The organism is Rhodococcus pseudokoreensis, from assembly GCF_017068395.1.
GTDB classification, from domain to species: Bacteria; Actinomycetota; Actinomycetes; order Mycobacteriales; family Mycobacteriaceae; genus Rhodococcus_F; species Rhodococcus_F pseudokoreensis.
This window is the reverse complement of record NZ_CP070619.1, coordinates 1,822,994-1,842,676: the sequence shown is the minus strand read 5'-3', so window position 1 is coordinate 1,842,676 and position 19,683 is coordinate 1,822,994. Positions and strand designations below refer to the sequence as shown.

At 68.4% G+C, this 19,683-nt stretch carries 23 protein-coding genes; 14 read left to right on the top strand and 9 right to left on the bottom strand.

Features of this window, described 5'->3' with window-relative positions; translation table 11 throughout:
* Positions 1 to 20: 20 nt before the first annotated feature.
* The 3 genes from JWS13_RS13975 to JWS13_RS13965 all read right to left on the bottom strand — a co-directional run bounded on the left by JWS13_RS13975 (position 21) and on the right by JWS13_RS13965 (position 2,551).
* Positions 21 to 461, bottom strand: coding sequence for a MarR family winged helix-turn-helix transcriptional regulator (locus tag JWS13_RS13975; RefSeq protein ID WP_206006038.1), 441 nt, complete (start codon positions 459 to 461; stop codon positions 21 to 23).
* A gap of 90 nt (positions 462 to 551) precedes the next feature.
* On the bottom strand, positions 552 to 1,007 hold the full coding sequence (locus tag JWS13_RS13970) for an SRPBCC family protein (protein WP_087561395.1): 456 nt from the start codon (positions 1,005 to 1,007) through the stop codon (positions 552 to 554).
* Entirely contained in the window at positions 1,004 to 2,551 is a 1,548-nt protein-coding gene (locus JWS13_RS13965) for a flavin-containing monooxygenase (protein ID WP_206006033.1), read from the bottom strand. The genes JWS13_RS13970 and JWS13_RS13965 overlap by 4 nt, the downstream gene beginning before the upstream one ends.
* A gap of 150 nt (positions 2,552 to 2,701) precedes the next feature.
* Between JWS13_RS13965 and JWS13_RS13960 the strand changes: the two genes are divergently transcribed.
* Genes JWS13_RS13960 through JWS13_RS13950 form a run of 3 tightly spaced genes read left to right on the top strand, consistent with a single transcriptional unit; the run spans position 2,702 to position 4,240 of the window.
* A complete protein-coding gene (locus tag JWS13_RS13960) occupies positions 2,702 to 3,073 on the top strand; it encodes an ArsR/SmtB family transcription factor (RefSeq protein WP_206011588.1) in 372 nt (123 codons plus the stop codon).
* Positions 3,070 to 3,714 carry an SRPBCC family protein gene (locus tag JWS13_RS13955; RefSeq protein ID WP_206006031.1) on the top strand — a complete coding sequence of 215 codons (645 nt, stop codon included), beginning with the start codon at positions 3,070 to 3,072 and terminating at the stop codon, positions 3,712 to 3,714. The genes JWS13_RS13960 and JWS13_RS13955 overlap by 4 nt, the downstream gene beginning before the upstream one ends.
* A 16-nt stretch (positions 3,715 to 3,730) precedes the next feature.
* A complete protein-coding gene (locus JWS13_RS13950) occupies positions 3,731 to 4,240 on the top strand; it encodes a DnaJ family domain-containing protein (protein ID WP_206006029.1) in 510 nt (169 codons plus the stop codon).
* Positions 4,241 to 4,244: 4 nt separating this feature from the next.
* Here JWS13_RS13950 and JWS13_RS13945 read toward each other — a convergent pair whose 3' ends face one another.
* Positions 4,245 to 5,513, bottom strand: coding sequence for a benzoate/H(+) symporter BenE family transporter (locus tag JWS13_RS13945; protein WP_206006027.1), 1,269 nt, complete (start codon positions 5,511 to 5,513; stop codon positions 4,245 to 4,247).
* 227 nt (positions 5,514 to 5,740) lie between these two features.
* Here JWS13_RS13945 and JWS13_RS13940 point away from each other — a divergent pair, with 227 nt between their 5' ends.
* Complete coding sequence (locus JWS13_RS13940) at positions 5,741 to 6,037, top strand: hypothetical protein (RefSeq protein ID WP_087561401.1); 297 nt, start codon at positions 5,741 to 5,743, stop codon at positions 6,035 to 6,037.
* A 1-nt stretch (position 6,038) separates the two neighbouring features.
* On the opposite strand, the gene JWS13_RS13935 is transcribed toward JWS13_RS13940, so the two are convergent.
* Positions 6,039 to 6,680, bottom strand: coding sequence for a ScbR family autoregulator-binding transcription factor (locus JWS13_RS13935; RefSeq protein ID WP_206006025.1), 642 nt, complete (start codon positions 6,678 to 6,680; stop codon positions 6,039 to 6,041).
* A 102-nt stretch (positions 6,681 to 6,782) separates the two neighbouring features.
* Here JWS13_RS13935 and JWS13_RS13930 point away from each other — a divergent pair, with 102 nt between their 5' ends.
* A complete protein-coding gene (locus tag JWS13_RS13930; protein WP_206006023.1) occupies positions 6,783 to 7,511 on the top strand; it encodes a lysoplasmalogenase family protein in 729 nt (242 codons plus the stop codon).
* Here the strand turns inward: JWS13_RS13930 and JWS13_RS13925 are convergent.
* Positions 7,495 to 7,941, bottom strand: a complete 447-nt coding sequence (locus tag JWS13_RS13925; protein ID WP_087561404.1) for a hypothetical protein — start codon at positions 7,939 to 7,941, stop codon at positions 7,495 to 7,497. The genes JWS13_RS13930 and JWS13_RS13925 overlap by 17 nt on opposite strands.
* 114 nt (positions 7,942 to 8,055) lie before the next feature.
* Here JWS13_RS13925 and JWS13_RS13920 point away from each other — a divergent pair, with 114 nt between their 5' ends.
* The 5 genes from JWS13_RS13920 (at position 8,056) to JWS13_RS13900 (ending at position 13,125) form a co-directional block, all read left to right on the top strand.
* Positions 8,056 to 8,658: a hypothetical protein gene (locus tag JWS13_RS13920; RefSeq protein WP_124389160.1), complete on the top strand. Its 603-nt coding sequence runs from the start codon at positions 8,056 to 8,058 to the stop codon at positions 8,656 to 8,658.
* Positions 8,659 to 8,662: 4 nt separating this feature from the next.
* Complete coding sequence (locus JWS13_RS13915) at positions 8,663 to 9,361, top strand: TrmH family RNA methyltransferase (protein ID WP_206006021.1); 699 nt, start codon at positions 8,663 to 8,665, stop codon at positions 9,359 to 9,361.
* A 34-nt stretch (positions 9,362 to 9,395) separates the two neighbouring features.
* A complete protein-coding gene (locus JWS13_RS13910; RefSeq protein ID WP_206006019.1) occupies positions 9,396 to 10,514 on the top strand; it encodes a glycoside hydrolase family 76 protein in 1,119 nt (372 codons plus the stop codon).
* A 67-nt stretch (positions 10,515 to 10,581) separates the two neighbouring features.
* Positions 10,582 to 11,937 (top strand): LLM class flavin-dependent oxidoreductase, encoded by a 1,356-nt coding sequence (locus JWS13_RS13905; protein WP_124389163.1) that lies wholly within the window; start codon positions 10,582 to 10,584, stop codon positions 11,935 to 11,937.
* Positions 11,938 to 11,988: 51 nt separating this feature from the next.
* Positions 11,989 to 13,125: a GTP-binding protein gene (locus JWS13_RS13900; RefSeq protein ID WP_206006017.1), complete on the top strand. Its 1,137-nt coding sequence runs from the start codon at positions 11,989 to 11,991 to the stop codon at positions 13,123 to 13,125.
* Here JWS13_RS13900 and JWS13_RS13895 read toward each other — a convergent pair.
* Complete coding sequence (locus JWS13_RS13895; protein ID WP_206006015.1) at positions 13,122 to 13,787, bottom strand: DedA family protein; 666 nt, start codon at positions 13,785 to 13,787, stop codon at positions 13,122 to 13,124. The two genes, JWS13_RS13900 and JWS13_RS13895, sit on opposite strands and share 4 nt — an antisense overlap.
* Before the next feature lie 25 nt (positions 13,788 to 13,812).
* Positions 13,813 to 14,544 carry a VTT domain-containing protein gene (locus tag JWS13_RS13890; protein ID WP_275957302.1) on the bottom strand — a complete coding sequence of 244 codons (732 nt, stop codon included), beginning with the start codon at positions 14,542 to 14,544 and terminating at the stop codon, positions 13,813 to 13,815.
* Positions 14,545 to 14,771: 227 nt separating this feature from the next.
* Here JWS13_RS13890 and fbaA point away from each other — a divergent pair, with 227 nt between their 5' ends.
* The gene (gene fbaA / locus JWS13_RS13885; RefSeq protein WP_206006010.1) at positions 14,772 to 15,806 is read left to right on the top strand and encodes a class II fructose-bisphosphate aldolase; all 1,035 of its coding nucleotides are present in this window, start codon (positions 14,772 to 14,774) and stop codon (positions 15,804 to 15,806) included.
* 59 nt (positions 15,807 to 15,865) lie between these two features.
* Here fbaA and JWS13_RS13880 read toward each other — a convergent pair whose 3' ends face one another.
* A complete protein-coding gene (locus JWS13_RS13880; protein ID WP_206006008.1) occupies positions 15,866 to 16,996 on the bottom strand; it encodes an Rv0361 family membrane protein in 1,131 nt (376 codons plus the stop codon).
* A gap of 138 nt (positions 16,997 to 17,134) precedes the next feature.
* Here JWS13_RS13880 and JWS13_RS13875 point away from each other — a divergent pair, with 138 nt between their 5' ends.
* The 3 genes from JWS13_RS13875 to JWS13_RS13865 all read left to right on the top strand — a co-directional run bounded on the left by JWS13_RS13875 (position 17,135) and on the right by JWS13_RS13865 (position 19,682).
* On the top strand, positions 17,135 to 17,551 hold the full coding sequence (locus tag JWS13_RS13875) for a DUF3151 domain-containing protein (RefSeq protein WP_124389168.1): 417 nt from the start codon (positions 17,135 to 17,137) through the stop codon (positions 17,549 to 17,551).
* Between the two features lie 64 nt (positions 17,552 to 17,615).
* Positions 17,616 to 18,683 carry an FUSC family protein gene (locus JWS13_RS13870; protein ID WP_124389499.1) on the top strand — a complete coding sequence of 356 codons (1,068 nt, stop codon included), beginning with the start codon at positions 17,616 to 17,618 and terminating at the stop codon, positions 18,681 to 18,683.
* A gap of 72 nt (positions 18,684 to 18,755) precedes the next feature.
* Positions 18,756 to 19,682 carry a cation diffusion facilitator family transporter gene (locus JWS13_RS13865; protein WP_206006006.1) on the top strand — a complete coding sequence of 309 codons (927 nt, stop codon included), beginning with the start codon at positions 18,756 to 18,758 and terminating at the stop codon, positions 19,680 to 19,682.
* Position 19,683 lies beyond the last annotated feature (1 nt).

Genomic DNA, 19,683 nt, shown 5'->3' with positions numbered 1-19,683 from the left:
TTTTCGGGGTGGATGGGTCGTCAGGCGCGGGCCGACGACTTGACGATCGAACGCAGTTCCGACAGGCCCTGCGCCAGTCGTTCGAGCTGCTCGGGTTCGAGGTCCGCGAAGTGCGGGGCGAGGGCGCCCGCGATCTCGCCCCGGGCCACGGTCAGCCAGTTGCGTCCGGGATCGGTGATGGACACCCGGACTGCCCGGGCGTCGTCCGGATCGGGCCGGCGGGCCACGTATCCGCGATCGGCGAGCTTCTGGAGCAGGGCGGTCGCGGACGGTTGCGAGCAGCGGTCGATGCGGGCGAATTCGCTGATGCGGAGTTCGCCGTGGTCATCGAGCAGGGCGAGGGCACGTACCCATGGCCGGGGATGGTCCTCGGATCCGAAGGAGCTCGCGAGCCTGGTGAATCGGTGAGAATTCGTGACCAGGTCGACGAGCAGGCTCTGCAGCCGCGTGTCGTCGTCCATGCAAAACATATTACATAGGCTAACTAACTATGTACACAGCGCCGGCTGTTCCATCTGTCACACGAGGGTGAACGGCGGGCGCGCAGTGAGTCAGGCCGACCGGCGCGCGACTTCCTCCACCTGACGCCGCAGCGTGGCGTCGGTGTGGCGGATCGCCTGGGCGACGAAGGGCTCGATGATCCTGCCGAGCGCCTTGCCCGCGAGCCCACCGGGCAGGTCGTAGCGGAAATCGACCGTCAGGCGGGTCTCGGTCTCGCCGACGGCCTCGAACTGCCACCGCGAGTGCGTGTACAGGCCGTCGATCGATTCGAGCTCGATCAGCGAATTCCGTTCCCACCCGGTGACCTTCACGACCGAACCGAGGGTCTTGGGGCCGATCTTCATCGCGGCGTCGTAGACGGCTCCGAGCCCGCGATCCTGTTCGCCGATCGGGTCGAACTTCGTGATCCCGAACATCCAGGACGGGACGTGGCGATAGTCGTCGACGTAGTCGAACGCGCCCGCGACGGGTGCGCCGGCGACAGCAGTGTGATGGATCTCGATCATCGTGACTTTCCTGACGGGTGAGGGGAGGGGGACGGCTGTGTCCGGTACGGCCGGACGGCGTAGTTCTCGAGGTCGAAACGGGCGAGGCGGCGGCGCAGGGACCCGGTGGACCACGGCCACGCGGCGAAGTTCCTGCCGTCGGCGTCGAGGTAGTAGCTGCTGCACCCGCCGTTGTTGAACACGGTCGGCTCCAGGCCCTTCTGCACCGCGTCGTTGAACCGGCGGAACGGCTGGTCGCGGACCTCGAGCACTTCGATGCCCTGCCGCTCCGCCTTGGTGATTCCGTCGATCACGTAGTCGAGCTGGGTCTCGGCCAGGCCGAGGAACGAGTTGTACACCAGGATGTTCGGTCCGAGCATGATGTACGCGTTCGGTGCGCCGGGTGTCGTGGTGGCCAGATAGGCCTCGGGGCTCTTCGACCATTTTTCGGACAGCAGTGCCCCGTCGCGTCCGCGGATCCGGCTCGCGATCGGCGGATGGCTCACGTCGAAACCGGTGCCGAAGATGATGACGTCGACCTCGCGCCGGGTGCCGTCGGCTCCCACGACGACGCGTCCGTCGACCTCGGTGAGGGCGTGCGGGATCAACTCGACGTTGCTCTTCGTCAGGGCCGGGAGATACGTGTTGGACAGCAGGAGTCGCTTGCATCCGAGCGTGAAGTTCGGGGTCAGCGCCGAACGGAGCGCCGGGTCCGGCACCTGCCGGGCGAGCCAGCGGGTGCCGAGGGGGTTGAGGAGCCGGGCGGTGCGTTCGCGGCGCATCGCCCACGAGAGGGTCCGCAGGACGACGTCGAGGATCTGTCGCAACGCGCGCTGCACCGCGGGGACCCGCGAGAACACCGACTGCGCGAGCCGCGGGAACGGGAAGTCCAGGCGGGGCACCACCCAGGCCGGCGTGCGCTGGAACACGTACAGCGCCTCGACGTCCGGCTGGATCTCGGGGATGAACTGCACCGCGGACGCGCCCGTGCCGACGACCGCGACACGCTTTCCCGTGAGATCGACGTCGTGGTTCCAGCGGGCCGAGTGGAAGATGTCGCCGCCGAAACCGTCGATGCCGGGTACCGCGGGAGTGCTGGGTTCGGTGATGGGTCCCGCCGCGAAGATCACGTGCTGGGCGACGATCGTGCCGCGACTGGTGTCGAGAATCCAGCGTCGGCGCTCGTCGGACCACACTGCTTCGTGGAGTTCGGTCTGCATCGAGATCCTGGACTGCACGTCGAACTCGGCGACGGTGTCCTCGATGTAGGACAGAAGTTCCGGCTGGAGTGCGAAGTTGCTGCGCCATCCCGGGTTGGGGTTGAACGAGAACGAGTACACCGGTGCGGGAATGTCGACACCGCACCCGGGGTACGTGTTCTCGCGCCACACGCCGCCGACACGATCGGACTTCTCCAGGACGGCGAAGTCCGTGATGCCCGCGCGTTCGAGTTTGACCGCGGCCGCGATCCCCGACAGGCCGGCGCCGACCACGACGACGCGCACGTGCCGCTCGTCTCCGCTGCTCTCGTGCGCTGCGGCGTGCTCGGAGGTGGTCGCTGTCATGGTCGCTTCCCTGAATGGATACGGAACCTTCGCCGTCAGTCCATTTAACTGAGACGTGATGTCACAGTAAAAGGAGTGGAGCGCCTTGGCAAGTGATGGGCAATCATTTGCGTCTTGACTTATATAAGCGAAGGATGAAATATGATCGACATGCACGCCTTCGACGTACTCGGCGATCCGGTCCGACGCCGGATCCTCGAGCTGATCGCGGACGACGAGAAGACGTCCGGTGCGGTCAGCGACGTCATCCGTGCCGAGTTCGGCATCTCGCAACCCGCCGTGTCGCAACATCTGAAGGTTCTGCGGGAGAACGGTTTCGCCACCGTCCGGAGCGACGGACCGCGAAGGCTGTATGCGGTGGAGACCGAACCGCTCCGCGACATCGACGCGTGGCTCGGCCAGTTCCGGCGGTTCTGGACGCCGCGGCTCGACGCGCTGGCCACGGAGATCGCGCGCGGGCGACGCGAGCAACGACTGTCGGGCGAGGACGGCACAGACCCGAAGCAAGGGAGCGATCGATGATCGAAGTGACGGAACAGATCAACGCGGTACGCCGGTCGGTGGGCAGCCGGACGCTCGAGGCGGGCGAGGCCCGCATCGTGACGATCGGACGCACCTACGACGCCACGGTGGAGGAAATGTGGGAGGCCTGCACCACCGCCGAGCGGATCCCGCGGTGGTTCATGCCGGTGACGGGCGACCTGCGGCTGCACGGTCGCTACCAGCTGGAAGGCAACGCCGGCGGCGAGATCCTCACGTGTGATCCGCCGAACGGATTCACCGCGACCTGGGAGTACGGCGGCGACGTCAGCTGGATCGACGTGTCCGTCACCGCGGATCCGGCCGGGGGCACCCGCTTCGAGCTTCGGCACACGGCGCACGTCGACGACAAGTTCTGGGACGAATACGGGCCCGGCGCGACCGGCGTCGGCTGGGAACTCGGGGTTCTGGGGCTGTTCCTGTATCTGGGGACGGGGAAGTCGATGGACCCGAAGGAGAGCGAGGCCTGGTCGGCGAGCGAGGAAGGCAAGGAGTTCATCACCGCGAGCAGCGAGCGGTGGCGGGACGCGAGCATCGCGTTCGGGACTCCGGAAGCCGCGGCGACCGCGGCAGGCGATCGGACCACCGCGTTCTACACGGGAGCCGAGCCCCCGGCAGGCTGAAGCAGGTTTTGGAACAATGGCGTGCGTGACCGAGCGCAAACCTCCCGGGGTGAGCTTCGAGAGCTGGATCGACAAGCAGATCCGGCTCGCTCAGGAGCGCGGCGACTTCGACGATCTCCCCGGCGCGGGCAAACCGATTCCGGCGGGCGACGTCGACGACGAACTGTGGTGGGTGAAGAACTACCTGCGGCGCGAGAATTTGCCCACCGACTCGTTGCTCCCCACGCCGCTGCAGCTGCGCAAGGAGATCGAGCGGCTGCCCGACACGATCCGTGGAATCCCGTCCGAGCAGGCAGTGCGGGACGTGGTGGCGCAGCTCAACCTGCAGATCGTCGAGTGGTTGCGGGCGCCGTCCGGTCCGAGGATTCCGGTGAGCCCGGTCGACGCGGACGAGGTCGTCGCGACGTGGCGGCAGCAGAAGCAGTACGTGCGGAAGCCTCAGCAGACAGCGCCCCCGAAATCACAACCGGAGCCGGTACCGGACCCGCCCCCGGCGGTCAGGCGGTGGTGGCGGCGGGGACGGTGACCGGTCATCCCTTCCGGAAATCACCCGGTTCCATCACCCGGGACACGAGCAGTCCGGCGATCAGTCCCCAGAAGGCCGCGCCGATGTTGAGGAACTGCACGTTCGAGACGGTCACGAGAAACGTCACGAGCGCACCGAGCGTGTATCGGGAGCCGAACGCCGCGACGAACGACCCCTGCAGGGCCCGGAGCATCGCCAGGCCGCCGAGCGTCGCGACGAACGCGGCCGGGGTGGCCAGCATCAGCTGAACGAACAGCGGGGCGAACAGGCCGACGACCACGGCGAGCAGTCCGCAGACGACGGCCGCCGTGTACTGGCGGGTGCGCTGCCCCGACGCCACCAGCAGGGCGTTGGTCGGCCCCGTCAGGCACGTCGACACGGCACCGACGGCGGCGGTGGCAAGCGACCAGATCCCGCACAGCACGGTGCCGACGTTCATGGGCGGCTTGTGGCCTGCGGACGTCAGCACGGCCGCACCCTGGCCGTTCTGCACGACGATGACCGTGATCGCCAGCGGGACGACCAGTTCGGTGATCGCCTGCCAGGTGAACTGCGGGGCCTGGAACATCGGCGCCGCGATCCACGGTGTGCCCGCGCCGGTGGGGTGGAAGCGGCCCGTCACCGCGACCGCGGTCGCCCCGACGAGCAGCGCGCCGAGGATAGGGGGCATCCACCGGCCGAGCGCGGCGCGGGACGCGAGGAGGACGAAGGCGACGACCATCGGAACGGCCACGGCCGCATCGGTTCCCACGGCGTGAACGAGGTCGGTCCCGAACTTCAGGAAGACGCCGGCGACCATGGCCATGACGATCGGCATCGGGAGCATCGCCATGACCTGGCGCACCCGCCCGGTCAGGCCGAGGGCGAGGATCAGGAGTCCGGTCACGAGGAACGCCCCGAGCACCTCCGGCCACGACAGGTGGGTGAGCGAGCCGCCGACGATGATCGTCCCGGGGATCGTCCAGAAGAACGCGAGCGGCTGACGGTACAGCCAGCTGGCGAGGACGGTGAGGATGCCGTTGAGGAAGAAGACGCCGAAGATCCACGACGCCATCTGCCCGGGCGACAGTCCGCCCGCGGAACCGGCGGCCAGGATGACGGCCACGGGACCGGTCGCGGAGAAGATCAGCCCGATCAGCCCGTTGGCGGCGTAGGCGCCACCGAGGTCGCGGAGCAGGCGGCGGGGGCCGGCGGGCGGCCACGGCGGTCGTTCGAAGCGAGGGGGGCGCGTCTGCGCGTCTTCGCTGCGGGTCGGTTCCTCGGTGGTCGTCATGAGGCCTTCCTGCTCGGGCGATGCTCACGATGTACGCATAGCGGACATAATCTCCGCTCTGCGTACACATGGTGTGGTCCGGATCATAACCACTCGCGCCGGGCCGTCCAACCCTGGGTGGAGTGCATTCCATCCCTGGGGGAAGCGACACCCGGCCGCCGCCGCGACAGACTCGTAAGCGTCGACCCGACACCATCCGCACGACCGATCATGCGAAGAAGGGCCACATGGTGGAACTCAGCCGAAATCCCCGAGAACGAAGGGCCGTGTACGCGCGGCGCACCACGATGGCACTGGAGGGCGAACCACGATCAGCTGTCGAACGAACGTCGACGTTCCTGGCCTACGGCCTGCTGGCATTGTTCGGCGGCCTCGGCATCTTCGGAACCATCTGCTCCGTCGACGCGATTCCGGACGGCGCCCGCATCGCCGTCGTCCAGCCGGCGCCGACGCAATCGCATCCGCTCGACCTGCCGCAACCGGCGCCGGACGGTCCCGAGGAACCCGCCCACACCGGCGTCTGAGTCAGGACGCGACGTCGTCGCGCAGCGCCGCGAGTTCGAGCAGGCGCGGCAGTATGTCCGGCGACGCGATCGAGGGCAGCAGCAGCCCCCACATCTCGGCCAGCCGCTCGTACAGGTCGGCACGCCCGGTCAGCGCCTCGGACACCAACTGCATGCCCGTGAACGAACTGACCAGGAAACGGGCCAGTGCCGCGGGATCGACGGTCGCGCGCAGTTCCCCCGCCTCCCGCGCCTTGCCCGCGAGTGCGACGAGGGTGTCGGTCCAGTCGATGTAGGGATCGGTGGCCGGGCCGCGGGACGTCCCGAGTTCCAGGGTCAGTCGCACACCCGCCCGCACTATCGGCTCGGTCAGCAGCTGGCGCGCCATCTCCTTGGCGCACAACAGGATCGCCTCCGTCGGTGACTGGGCCGTCGCGAGCACGCGCTGCGCCGCCAGCATCGCCATCGCGTGCTGTTCCTTGATCACCGCCCAGGCCAGCGCCTCCTTGGACTCGAAGTGAAAGTACAAGGCGCCCTTCGTCACGTCGGCGTAGGAGAGGATGCCGCTCAGGCTCGCGCCGCCGTACCCGAGCTTCTCGAAGCTCAGTGCCGCACCCTCGAGTACTTGATGGCGGGTGGCCGCCGCGCGCGCCTGTTTTGCCATCAGCTGTGCCTCACAATCGCGGATTCTCCGTCGCATCCACTCTCCAGTCAACCACTGTTCGGACCGGTAACCTCGGCACATCCGAAAGCGTGGGAGGAAGACGTGAAGTCGAAGAACAACTGGGGTGTCGAGCACGCGGTATTCGCCGGTGCGACGCTGGCCACCGTGGTCGGAGCCGTCACCGGTCGGGAACGGTTGCAGCGGGTGGCGAAACCACTGATCGCGCCCGCGCTCGCCGCCCGGGTGCTGCGGCGGCGCGCGGACACCGACCCCGCCGACGTCGCGCTCCTCCTCGCCGGTCTCACCGCCGCGACCGTGGGCGACGTCTTCATGATCGACCCCGACGACGATGCCCGTCTCGTGCGCGGCGCGTCCTCGTTCGCCGTCATGCAGGTCGGCTACTCGGCGCTGCTGCTGCGCCGCGGCGCCCGGCCCACCGTCCCCGCGTTGCTGCCCCGGCTCGCGGGATGGGCGGGCGCGGCAGCGCTTCTCCGCGGTCGCGCGAAGGAGGTCGCCGGACCGTTGACCGCGTACGGCGCGCTGCTCGGCACCACGTCGACCCTCTCGGCCGACCCGTCTCTTGCGCCCGGCGCCGACGTTGTCGCGAATGTGGCCGTGCCGGGAACCGACCGGCGCAGCTGGCTCGGCGTGGGCGGGATGCTGTTCACCGCCTCCGACGGTCTGATCGTGGTGCGGCGCTTGTTCATCCGGGGAGAACGGGCGAGGGCCGCGGCCGAAGGAGCGATCCTCGCCAGCTACGCGGCAGCCCAGCTGCTGCTCGTCGAGGGGATGCTCGCGCTCGGGCGCCGCCGGATCACGGGCAGAGCATGATGTGGTCCCGGTCCTCCGGGTCCACCAGGATGGTGATCGTCTCGCCGGGCACGAATCGTGTCGCGTTCTCCCGCCGCACCTCGTAGACGACCCGTCCGGCGTAACTCTCCGATCCGGGCACGGTCAGCCGGAGGTCCAGTTCGGTGAGCTCTCCGTCGTCCGGGGTGCGCCGAAGCGGGGTGACGTGCTCGATGCGGGCCCAGCCCTCGAGGCCGTGGCGTTCGAGTTTGCGGTCGGCGCGGCTGGGCCGCCCGGCCGCCATCATCCCGAATCCCAGCGCCGAGCCGAAGGCCGCGACCAATCCCATGATCTGGTAGGGGATGGTGGCCGGCGGGGTGTGCTGGATCAGCCATCCCAGCCAGACGGCGAGGACGACGACGTAGCCGACCGTGACGAAGCAGACCGTCCGCACGATGCGCTGATGATTCATCGAATGCCTCCACCTCCAGGTTAACCCGTCCCGGCCTCGCCGAAGGGGCCCCGCCGCCGCACTGCCGTTAGAGTGCAGTGTCGGCAGCAGGTAAGTATGTGTGGAGGTGGCCGTATGGCGTGGCGTCGGGTGTCGTTGGTGTGTCTGAGCATTGGCTCGGCCATGATGCTCGCAGGGTGTGGTGGGTCCTCGGACGCGGTGGCTCCGCCGGCGTCGACGACGACGGCCGCGGCCCCTGTGACCACCACCACGACGACGGTTCCGCCGACCACCACGACCACGACCGTTGCGCCGCCGCCGCCGACGACGACGGAAGCGCCGACCACGACGCTCGTCGACGTCCCGTACGAGCACAACGAGTCGTACTTCTTCACGTCCCCGGACGGCGGGTTCCAGTGCGGCATCATCAAGCTGCCGAACCGCACCGAGGCCGGTTGCCAGGGGTCGACGAGCCCGGTGCCGCCGCGCCCCGACGACTGCATGGTCGACTGGGGTCACGGCATCCGCGTCGAGAACGACGGCGAGGCGTCGTTCATGTGCGCCGGCGGCCTCGTGTACACCTCGGGCGGCGACGAACCGGACGCGGCACTGCCCGCCGGGTCGAAACTGACCAAGCTCGGCTACACCTGCGGCACCACCGCCACGGCCGTCACGTGCACCAACGACGAGACGTCGCACGGGTTCACCGTCGCCCCCGATTCGAACAAGACGTTCTGACGTCGTGAGCGGAGTCGAGACGGGCGCGGTGGAGGTCGAGGTCGAGGTGGCCGAGACGGGCCCCACCGAATGGGGGGAGAACCCGAACGGCGTCGGCCCGTGGACCGAGGAGCACGGCACTCCGGCCCCCACCGACCCGCGGTACGACCCCGACCTGCTGGCCGGCGGCGATCGCCGCAACGTGGTCGACGCCTACCGGTACTGGACGCGGGAAGCGATCGTCGCGGACATCGACAGCCGTCGCCACCCGCTCCACGTGGCCATCGAGAACTTCGGGCACGACGCGAACATCGGGACGGTGGTCCGCACCGCCAACGCGTTCGCCGCCGCGGCGGTCCACATCGTGGGACGTCGACGCTGGAACCGGCGCGGCGCCATGGTCACCGACCGGTACCAGCACGTCCTTCACCACACGGACGTCGACGGCCTCGTCGACTTCGCACGTGAGAGAGGTCTCACCATCGTGGCCGTCGACAACACGCCCGGGTCGGTGCCGCTCGAGACGGCGAACCTGCCGCGCGACTGCGTGCTCCTGTTCGGCCAGGAGGGGCCGGGAGTCACCGACCAGGCGAAAGAGGTTGCAGCGATGACGGTGTCGATCGCGCAGTTCGGTTCCACCCGCAGCATCAACGCGGGTGTCGCCGCGGGAATCGCGATGCATGCGTGGGTTCGTCAGCACGCCGACCTCGGTCGTGCGTGGTAGCGGAACCCCCGGCGAATAGGCAAGATCAACTCTTATGCAGGACTCGTGGTCGGCGCGCGCGGACGCCGCTGAAGAAGCGGTGGTGAGCAGGCACCTTCGCCGGCTGTGGGCGCTCCCGGGCACCACCCTGGGCGTCGTCGCCTGGCCTGCGGTGCGGCGCGAGCGGCTGTTCTTCAGCTGGCACTACTGGTGGCAGGCCCACCTGCTCGACTGCGCCGTCGACGCCCTCGAACGCGACCCCACGCCGCGCCGTCGTCGCCGCATCGTGAAACTGGCGCGCAGCCACCGTTTGCGGAACATCTCGGGCTGGACCAACAACTATTACGACGACATGGCCTGGCTGGGGATCGCCCTCGAGCGTGCCCAGCGAATGCACTTCATAGACAACAGAAGTGCGGTGCAGGCGCTCGAATCCCAGTTGTTCGACGCCTGGGCGCCCGAGGCGGGGGGTGGAATCCCGTGGCGGAAGGGCTCGAATTTCTACAACGCGCCCGCCAACGGGCCCGCCGGGATCATGCTGGCCCGCACCGGAAAGCTGTGGCGCGCCCAGGCCACGGCCGACTGGATCGACGACACGCTGCGGGACGTGCACACCAACCTGATCGCCGACGGCATCCACCCGGGCGGCGAGATCGAGAAGAACATCTACTCCTACTGTCAGGGCGTCGTGCTCGGGCTCGAAACCGAACTCGCCGTGCGCCTCGGCTCGCCCCGGCACCGCAACCGGACGCACCGGCTCGTCGACGCCATCGACGAGCACCTCGCACCCCACGGCGTCATCGACGGTGGCGGTGGGGGAGACGGCGGCCTGTTCAACGGGATCCTTGCGCGGTATCTGGCGCTGACCGCGGTGATGCTGCCGTGGGAGTCGCCCGCCGACATCCGGGCCCGGGAGATCGCCGCCCAGCTCGTGCTGACCTCCGCGGAATCGGCGTGGGAGAACCGGCTGCAGATCGAGGGGCAGCCGCTGTTCGGCCACGACTGGACCCGGCAGGCGCAGCTGCCGGGGATGGGCGGGGGAATCGCCACCTTCACCGGGGGCACCGTCCGCTCGTCCGGGATCCCGGAACGGGACATGTCCGTCCAGCTCGGTGGCTGGATGCTGATGGAGGCCGCCCACATGGTCTCCGCGGCGGGGTATCCGCGACGCTAGGCGACGGTTCGAATCACGCGAAAATTAACCGTATCGCCCCGGATTCGGCGCTGTTAGACAGTTCGTTATGTCAGATCAACAGCGGCAGCTGAGTCTCAATGCGTTCATCTACCCGGCCGGGCACCACGAGTCGGCGTGGCGGCACCCGCTCACGACGCCCGAGCGGCTGTACGACGTCTCCTACTTCCAGGAGATCGCGCGGACAGCGGAAGCCGCGAAGTTGGACGCGATCTTCTTCGCCGACGGCCCCGCACTGCGCAGCGACGTCGAGCACGGCGCCGCAGGAGCACTCGAGCCCATCACGCTGCTGACGGCCATCGCGACGGCCACCGAGCGGATCGGGCTGATCGCGACCGCGTCCACGACGTACTTCGAGCCGTACAACCTCGCGCGGCTGTTCGCGTCCCTCGACCACATCTCCCGCGGCCGGGCCGGCTGGAACATCGTGACCACCGGAACCGACGTGGCGGCCGCCAACTTCGGACTGTCCAGCCATCCGGACCACGCCGACCGCTACGCGCGGGCGCGGGAATTCGTCGACGCGACCGTCAAGCTGTGGGACAGCTGGGAGGACGACGCCATCCTGATCGACAAGGCCGCGGGCATCTACGCGGACCCGTCGAAGATCCACGAGATCAACTACGTCGGACGCCACCTGCGGGTGCGGGGACCGTTCAACGCGCCGCGCTCCCCGCAGGGGCACCCGGTGCTGGTGCAGGCGGGTGCGTCCAACGAGGGCCGTGCGTTCGCCGGACAGTACGCCGAGGCCATCTTCACCGCGCACCAGCGGCTGTCGGACGGGCAGGCGTTCTACGCGGACGTCAAGCAGCGCGCGGTGCAGTTCGGCCGCAACCCGGAACACGTGAAGATCCTTCCCGGCATCAGCCCGTTCCTCGGCGACACCGAGGCCGAGGCCCGGGACCTGGAGCGGGAATTCAACGAACTGACCTCGCCCGAGTACGGGATCGCCCAGCTCGAGGCGCTCACGGGATCGAGCGTGCGGCACCTCGATCTCGACGCCCCCGTGCCTGCCGGACTGTTCGGGGACGCCGGCGACGTCACGGACAACAAGCAGAGCCGTCTGCAGGTGATCGCCGGCATCGTCGAGCGGGAGAACCCGACGCTGCGCGGACTGCTGCACCGTCTCGCCGGGGCGCGCGGGCACCGGGTCGTCGTCGGGACGCCGGTGCAGGTGGCCGACACCATCGAGGAATGGTTCACGCAGGGCGCCGCGGACGGTTTCAACGTCATGCCGCCGTACTACCCGGGCGGTCTCGAGGTGTTCGCGCAGAAGGTGGTCCCGATCCTGCAGGAGCGCGGGCTGTTCCGCACCGAGTACTCGGGCACCACGCTGCGCGACCACTTCGGGTTGCCGCGCCCCGAGAGTCAGTACGCAGACGCGCCGGGCACCGTCGCGCTGTAGTCGCAGGGGCGGGGAAGACTTGAGGTTAATGGAAACAGTTATCATTTTCGTATGACTGTCCTCCGGCCCCTCCCCGTCACCGTCCTGTCCGGCTTCCTCGGCGCGGGCAAGACCACCCTGCTCAACCATCTGCTCGCGAACCGGGACGGCAGGCGCGTCGCTGTCATCGTCAACGACATGAGCGACGTCAACATCGATGCCGCTCTCGTGGCCGGGCAGGGGCACCTGGACCGGACGGAGGAGAAACTCGTCGAGCTCACCAACGGCTGCATCTGCTGCACCCTGCGGGAAGACCTCGTCGAGGCGGTCGCGCGGCTGGCCCGGGAGAGCCGGTTCGACCATCTCGTCATCGAATCGACCGGCATATCCGAGCCGATGCCCGTGGCCGCCACGTTCGACTGGGAGTTCGAGGACGGGTTCAGTCTCGGTTCGGTCGCCGCCCTCGACACGATGGTGACGGTCGTGGATGCGTCGACGTTCCTCGGCGAACTGGCCAGGGGCGAGCGCCTCGACGACCGGAACCTCGAGGCCGGGGACGGCGACGAGCGCAGCATCTCCGACCTCCTCGTCGATCAGGTGGAATTCGCCGACGTCATCCTGCTCAACAAGACGGATCTGGTGAGCGAGAGTGCCGCCGGCGCCGTCGAGGCGACGCTGCGCAGACTCAACCCCACCGCGACACTGCTACGCACCACCCGCGGCGTCGTCGATCCCGGCGAGGTACTCGGAACCGGCCTGTACGACCCGGAGGCGTCGGCCGAGCTGCCCGGGTGGGCGGAGGAACTGGCCGGGAGGCACACGCCTGAGACCGAGGAATACGGGATCCGCAGCGTCACCTACCGGGCGTCGCGCCCGTTCCACCCGGCCCGGCTCGAGCGGGCGCTGGGAACGTTCACGGGACTGCTCCGGAGCAAGGGCTTCTGCTGGATCGCGAGCCGCCCCGACCTCGCCGCCGTGTGGTCGCAGGCCGGACCGAATCTCGTGATCGAACCCGCCCAGCTGTGGGCGTCCACGGACGAACGTCCGGGGCAGGAGATCGTGTTCATCGGCGTCCGACTCGACCCCGACGGCCCGCGGCGGATCCTGGACCCGGCGCTGCTCACCGACGAGGAACTGGGGTCAGGACCGGCGGCGTGGATTCGGTTCGACGACCCGCTGCCTGCGTGGGACGCGGTGCACTCGCACTAGTCCAGTACTTCCTCGACGGCCACATCTTCGGGCGGCCGCGCCATCTCCTGCCGGTAGTGCCACACCCCGAGGGCCGTGCCGATCACCAGCAGTGTGACCATCCCGGCGAGCACCGCCGGCATCAGCCACGACACCCGGTCGAGGAACGAGCCGAAGTAGAAACCGATGAGCAGCAGGACGGGCGCCCAGAAGATGGCGCCGATGGTGCTGGCGATCGTGTACTTGGTGTGATTCATCTTGGCGGCACCGGCGACCAGCGGGCACAGAGTGCGGATCCACGGAATCCAGCGCGCGACGAGAACCGCCCAGAAGCCGTGCTTCTCCAGCAGAAGGTTGACCTTGTGGAGGTTGGCGTAGTTGAGATACTTCCCGCCCTTGCGGGCGTGGATGCGGTTGCCGGTGCGGTGACCGATGACGTACCCCACCTGGTTTCCGCAGATGGCGGCGATCATTGCGCCGACCGACAACGCCCACACGTGGCCGGTGCCCGACGCATGGTTGGCCAGCACGATGCCCGCGGTGATCAGCATCGAGTCGCCGGGCAGGAACAGGCCCAGGATCACCGCGCACTCGATGAACACGAATGTGAGCACGACGACCCAGACCAGCGCTGGGCCGGCCGAGACGAGAGGCCCGAAGCTGCCTGCTGCCGTGGTGACCATCGTCAGTGCGCTACCCCGATCGGATTCAGGAGGTGGGATCGGTGGGGGTGGTGACCGGTTGCGGGTCCTCGGTCGCGGCGCCCGCGCTCTGGCGGGACTTCACGATGCGCTTGCCCACCTCCACGATGATCGGCAGCACGGACACGAAGACGATCAGCAGGAAGATCACGTCGACGTTGTCGCGGATGAACTCGATCTGCCCGAGCAGGTAGCCGAGCAGCGTGACGCCGGCGCCCCAGAGGATGCCGCCCACGATGTTGTACGTCAGGAACAGGGGGTACTTCATCCGCGACGCACCCGCGACGACCGGCGCGAACGTGCGCACGATCGGAACGAACCGGGCCAGGATGATGGTGATGGGGCCGTGCTTCTCGAAGAAGGCGTGCGACTCGTCGATGTACTTCTTCTTGAAGAACCGCGCGTCGTCACTCTTGAACAGGGCGGTGCCACCCTTGCTGCCGATGAAGAAGCCGACCTGGTCGCCGAGGATCGCGGCGATCGGGATCAGAACCAGCAGCACCCACAGGGGGGCGAACGGTTCGATCTCCGTGGACTTCGACGCCGCGATGAGTCCCGCGGTGAAGAGAAGAGAGTCGCCGGGGAGAAGGGGGAACAGCAAACCCGACTCGATGAAGACGACCAGGAGGAGTCCGACGAGCACCCACGTGCCGAAGGAGTTGAGGAGGTTCACCGGGTCGAGGAATCCCGGCAACAACGCGAGGTTGGTCACGGAATCCGATGCTGCCTGCACAATCACGGCCCTCAGCGTACCGGCGTTCTGGTCGACTGTCGGAATACTGCAGGTCATGGAGTTTCGGCCCGGTCGTGGACCGGCTCAAACCCAGGTCGCGGACCGGCCCGAACGAGGTGCCACGACAGCCACCGGGAGACGTACGCTAACGGTATTGCCATACTGCTAGGACCACATCGCGCGCTGCGCTGATCGCGCGCGCCGAAATCGACTCTTTATGGAGGACTGCCGCCGTGCCAATCGCGACTCCCGAGGTCTACGCCGAGATGCTTGGTCGAGCCAAGGAGCACTCCTTTGCCTTCCCCGCCATCAACTGCACTTCTTCCGAAACGATCAACGCCGCCATCAAGGGCTTCGCGGACGCCGGCAGTGACGGCATCATCCAGTTCTCGACCGGTGGCGCCGAGTTCGGTTCGGGCCTGGGCGTCAAGGACATGGTGACCGGCGCGGTCGCACTCGCCGAGTTCGCTCACGTGATCGCTGCGAAGTACGACGTCACGATCGCCCTGCACACCGACCACTGCCCCAAGGACAAGCTGGACACGTTCGTCCGCCCGCTGCTCGAGATCTCGCGCCAGCGCGTCGAGGCCGGCCGCAACCCGCTGTTCCAGTCCCACATGTGGGACGGTTCGGCCGTTCCGATCGACGAGAACCTGGAGATCGCCCAGGAACTCCTCGCGAAGGCGAAGGCAGCCAACATCATCCTCGAGGTCGAGATCGGCGTCGTCGGTGGTGAAGAGGACGGCGTGGAAGCCGAGATCAACGACAAGCTGTACACCTCGCCCGAGGACTTCGAGAAGACCGTCGACGCGCTCGGCACCGGCGAGAACGGAAAGTACCTGCTGGCTGCCACGTTCGGCAACGTGCACGGCGTCTACAAGCCGGGCAACGTGAAGTTGCGTCCCGAGGTGCTCGAGACCGGCCAGAAGGTCGCCGCCGCCAAGCTCGGCCTGTCCGACGGCTCGCAGCCGTTCGACTTCGTCTTCCACGGCGGATCGGGCTCGCTGAAGTCGGAGATCGAGGCCGCGCTGAACTACGGCGTCGTCAAGATGAACGTCGACACCGACACCCAGTACGCGTTCACCCGTCCGCTCGTGGGCCACATGTTCGCCAACTACGACGGCGTGTTGAAGGTCGACGGCGAGGTCGGCAACAAGAAGGTCTACGACCCCCGCAGCTATCTGAAGAAGGCCGAGGCCGGCATGACGGCCCGCGTCATCGAGGCCTGCAACGACCTCAAGTCCGCGGGACGCTCCGTCTCCGGATAGGCCCTTCGGGCTCGTGCGCCTTTCCGGTAGCTACCGCTACCGGAAAGGCGCACAGTCGTTTACCGGGGGTCGCAGATCTTCCAGGTGCCGTCGACCTTCTCGAGGTTGAACGTGCGCCACGACTGCTCGCCCGGGTTGGCGGCCGTGTGGGCCTTCACCTGGGCGATGGCCGTGTCACCGGTGATCTGCACCGCGTCGACGCCGCCGACCACCGGAATGTTCTGCTGCGTCACGGCGACCTGGTGGACCTCCGCGAAATCCTGATCGGAAATGCCCTGGTAGTACTCGGCGAGGCTGCCGCACGTGCTGGTGCGCAGCGTCGCGAGGTCGCCCTGGGTGAGTGCCGCGACGAACGTGTCGATCGTTCCCTGCACCTGAGCTTCGGGTGAGTTCTCGGCCTGGTTGTTGTTGTAGACCACGATCCCGGCGACCGCGATGGCGGCGACGACGATGACGCCTGCGGCGATCGCGGCGAACAGCCACGCCTTCCCGTGCTTCTTCGAGGGCTTCTCGGCTGCGGCGACGCGCTGCGGCGCGCTCTGCTGCGGCGGCAGCACCCGCTGCGGTGCGGCCTTCGGCGGTGCGGGCGCCGGGCGCGGGGGAGCGGGCGGCGGCGGAACCGGCCGCCCGTTCTGCGGCTGCTGAGGCCGGTTCGCCTGGGGTGCGGGCCGGGGTGGCGGCGGTGTCGACGGGACGGCGGGCCTCGTCACCGGGATCGCGACCGTCTCGTCGCCGGACGGCGCCTTCGCCTGACCCTGCGGGTTCGGCGTCTTCGGGTTCTGCGTGTTCGGGGTGCGGCGCATCTGCACCGTCGCGGCCTCGGGTGCGGCCGGTGTGCCCGTCTGCGTCGGGATCGCGGTGGTGGCCGCCTCGGACGCCTTCTCCTCCGGCTTCGCTCCGGGAGCCGCGCCGCCCTGAGGTGCCTCCGCCCGCGGGCGGGGCGCCGGGGGCTTGGGCAGTTCGGACTGCGGCTCGACGGGCTTCTCCGCCGCCTTCTCGGGGGCCTTCTTCTGCGGGGGCTTCGGCTCGGGCGATTTCGGCGCGGTGGGCTCGGCCTCCGCAGGCTTCGCGGTCGCGTCGGCCTTGCCGGCGGCGGTGCCCTTGCCGGCGGTGGTGTCGGCCGCAGCCGGGCCGGACGGTGTGTCCGTGGCCTGCTTCTGAGTCGGATCGTCTTTCTTCGGGTCCTGCACGCGCTGCCCCTCGGTCTGCAGAGAAATGAACGTTGGAGGCAGCCTAACGACATCGCGAGTCATCGGAGACCACGACAGGGCGCGTCGCGGACGCGGGCCGACGCAGTGACGGCTCCGCGGCGGGGGCACAATAGGCGCATGACGTCTTTCGGTGACCTTCTCGGACCACAGCCCACGCTGCTTCCCGGGGACGACGAGGCCGAGTCGGCCCTGTTGAACCACGAGGATCCGGCTTCCGTGGCAGCCGCCCATCCCACCGCATCCATCGCATGGGCCTACCTGGCCGAGGCCGCCCTCGACGCAGACCAGACCATCACGGCCTACGCGTACGCACGCACCGGGTACCACCGTGGCCTGGACCAGTTGCGTCGCAACGGCTGGAAGGGTTTCGGCCCGGTTCCCTACGCCCACGAACCCAACCGCGGTTTCCTCCGCTGCGTCGCCGTCCTGGCGAAGGCGGCGAAGGCGATCGGCGAAACGGACGAGTACGCGCGGTGCCTCGACCTGCTCGAGGACTGCGATCCCCGAGCCGCCGAAGCGCTTGGCGTCGGTTAACGCCCTCAGCACGGCGAAAGTCCGTGGCCGGGACGGGCTGAACACCTCGGTCCACCGGCTGCGGGTGTCGGCGCTGCCCATCCTGCAGTGCGCGATCGCGGCCGGTGCCGCGTGGTGGGTGGCGACGGTGGTGATCGGTCATCCGACGCCGTTCTTCGCTCCCATCGCCGCAGTGGTGTCGCTGGGGTTGTCTCTCGGCGCCCGCCTGCGTCGTTCCGTCGAGTTGGTGGCCGGTGTCACGATCGGGATCGGGGTCGGCGACCTCATCGTCTCCGTCATCGGGAGCGGCGCCTGGCAGATCACGCTCGTCGTCATACTGGCGATGTCCGCGGCGGTGCTGCTGAACAGCGGCCCGATCTTCTCGATGCAGGCAGGCAACTCCGCGGTGCTCGTGGCGACGCTGCTGCCTCCCGGCGGTGCCGCGGGAATCAACCGCATGGTGGACGCCCTGACCGGTGGTCTGGTGGGGATCGCCGTCGTCGCGCTGATTCCCACGCATCCGGTGGGACGGGCGCGCAAATACGCCGCGAACGTCCTCGGGACGGCGTCCGAGGTCATGCAGTTGGTGGCCGACGGATTGGTGGCCAACGACGACAAGCCCATCGAGGAGGCGCTGCAGAAGGCGCGGGCGACGCAGGCGTCCATCGACACGCTGCGGACGCACCTCGCGGGCGGCCGCGAGATCAGCCGCATCTCGCCGCTGTACTGGAACACCCGCGGCAGACTCGAGCGGCTCACCGCAGCCGCGGACCCACTCGACAACGCGCTGCGCAACATCCGGGTTCTCGCGCGGCGGTCGCTCACGCTGGTGCGGGACGACGAGATCCTCAACCCGCGGCTCGTCGACCAGGTGGAGAAGCTCTCCCACGCGTTGGAAACCCTTCGGCAGATGGCGCTCGCGGACCCCGGTCAGCAACCCGACCAGGCCGAGGCGGCGCGGGTGCTGCGGTCGGTGGCGTCCGGCTTGAAACCGGAACTGGTGGAGAACGCGGGCCTGTCGGCGACCGTCGTCTTCGCGCAGATCCGGTCTCTGACCGTCGACCTTCTGCAGGTCGCAGGGCTGAAACGCATCTCGGCCATCGCGACGCTGCCGCCGACGGTGGAGAAGCCGGCGTATCGTCCCGAACTCTGACCGCCCGAGCACGCTGTTGAACATATGCGCATGTACGCATATGATCGGCACAACTCGGGAGGAGGCTCGCGCATGGGAGTCGGTCACGGACATTCGCACGGCCACACACAGGGTGCCGGCGAGGTAGGCCCGTCGCGGGGGCGGATCCGCCGAATGGTGATCGCTCTCGTCATCCTCCTCGCGTTCCTGGTCCTCGAGGTCGTCGTCGGTCTGACCGTCAACTCGCTGTCGCTGCTCGCCGACGCCGGGCACATGCTGACCGACGTCGTCGGAATGTCGATGGGACTCGTCGCCCTCCTCCTCGCTCGCAAGGGCAGCGCCACCGCCGCCCGGACCTTCGGCTGGCACCGCGCCGAAGTCCTCACGGCCATGGCCAACGCCGCGATGCTGCTCGCCGTCGCGATCTGGGTGTTCTACGAGGCCATCTCCCGGATCGGCGACGTCCCCGAACTTCCCGGCATGGCGCTGATCCTCACCGCATCGGTCGGTCTCGCCGCGAACCTCGTGGTGATGCTGATGCTGCGCGCCGATTCCAGGGACAGCCTGGCCGTCCGCGGCGCCTACCTCGAAGTGCTCGCGGACGCCGTCGGCAGTGTCGGCGTACTCATCGCCGGCGCCGTCGTGCTGGTGTTCGACTGGCCCTACGCCGACATCATCGTCGGTGTCCTCATCTCGCTGTGGGTGGTGCCGCGGGCGATGAAACTGGCCGCCGCGTCGCTGCGCATCCTCACCCAGGCCTCACCCGAGGACGTCGACGTCGAATCGGTGCAAGCCGACCTCGAAGCGCTACCCGGGGTCACCGGCGTGCACGACCTGCACGTGTGGACGCTCACCACGGGAATGGACGTGGCCACCGTCCACCTCACCACCGAGGCCGACTCGTCCGCCGTCCTCGAAGCGGCGCGGACCGTCCTGGAGAGCCACCACCTCTCGCACGCGACCGTGCAGGTCGAGTCCACCGCCAACGGACGCCACTGCGCCGAGAACGTCACCTGGTAGA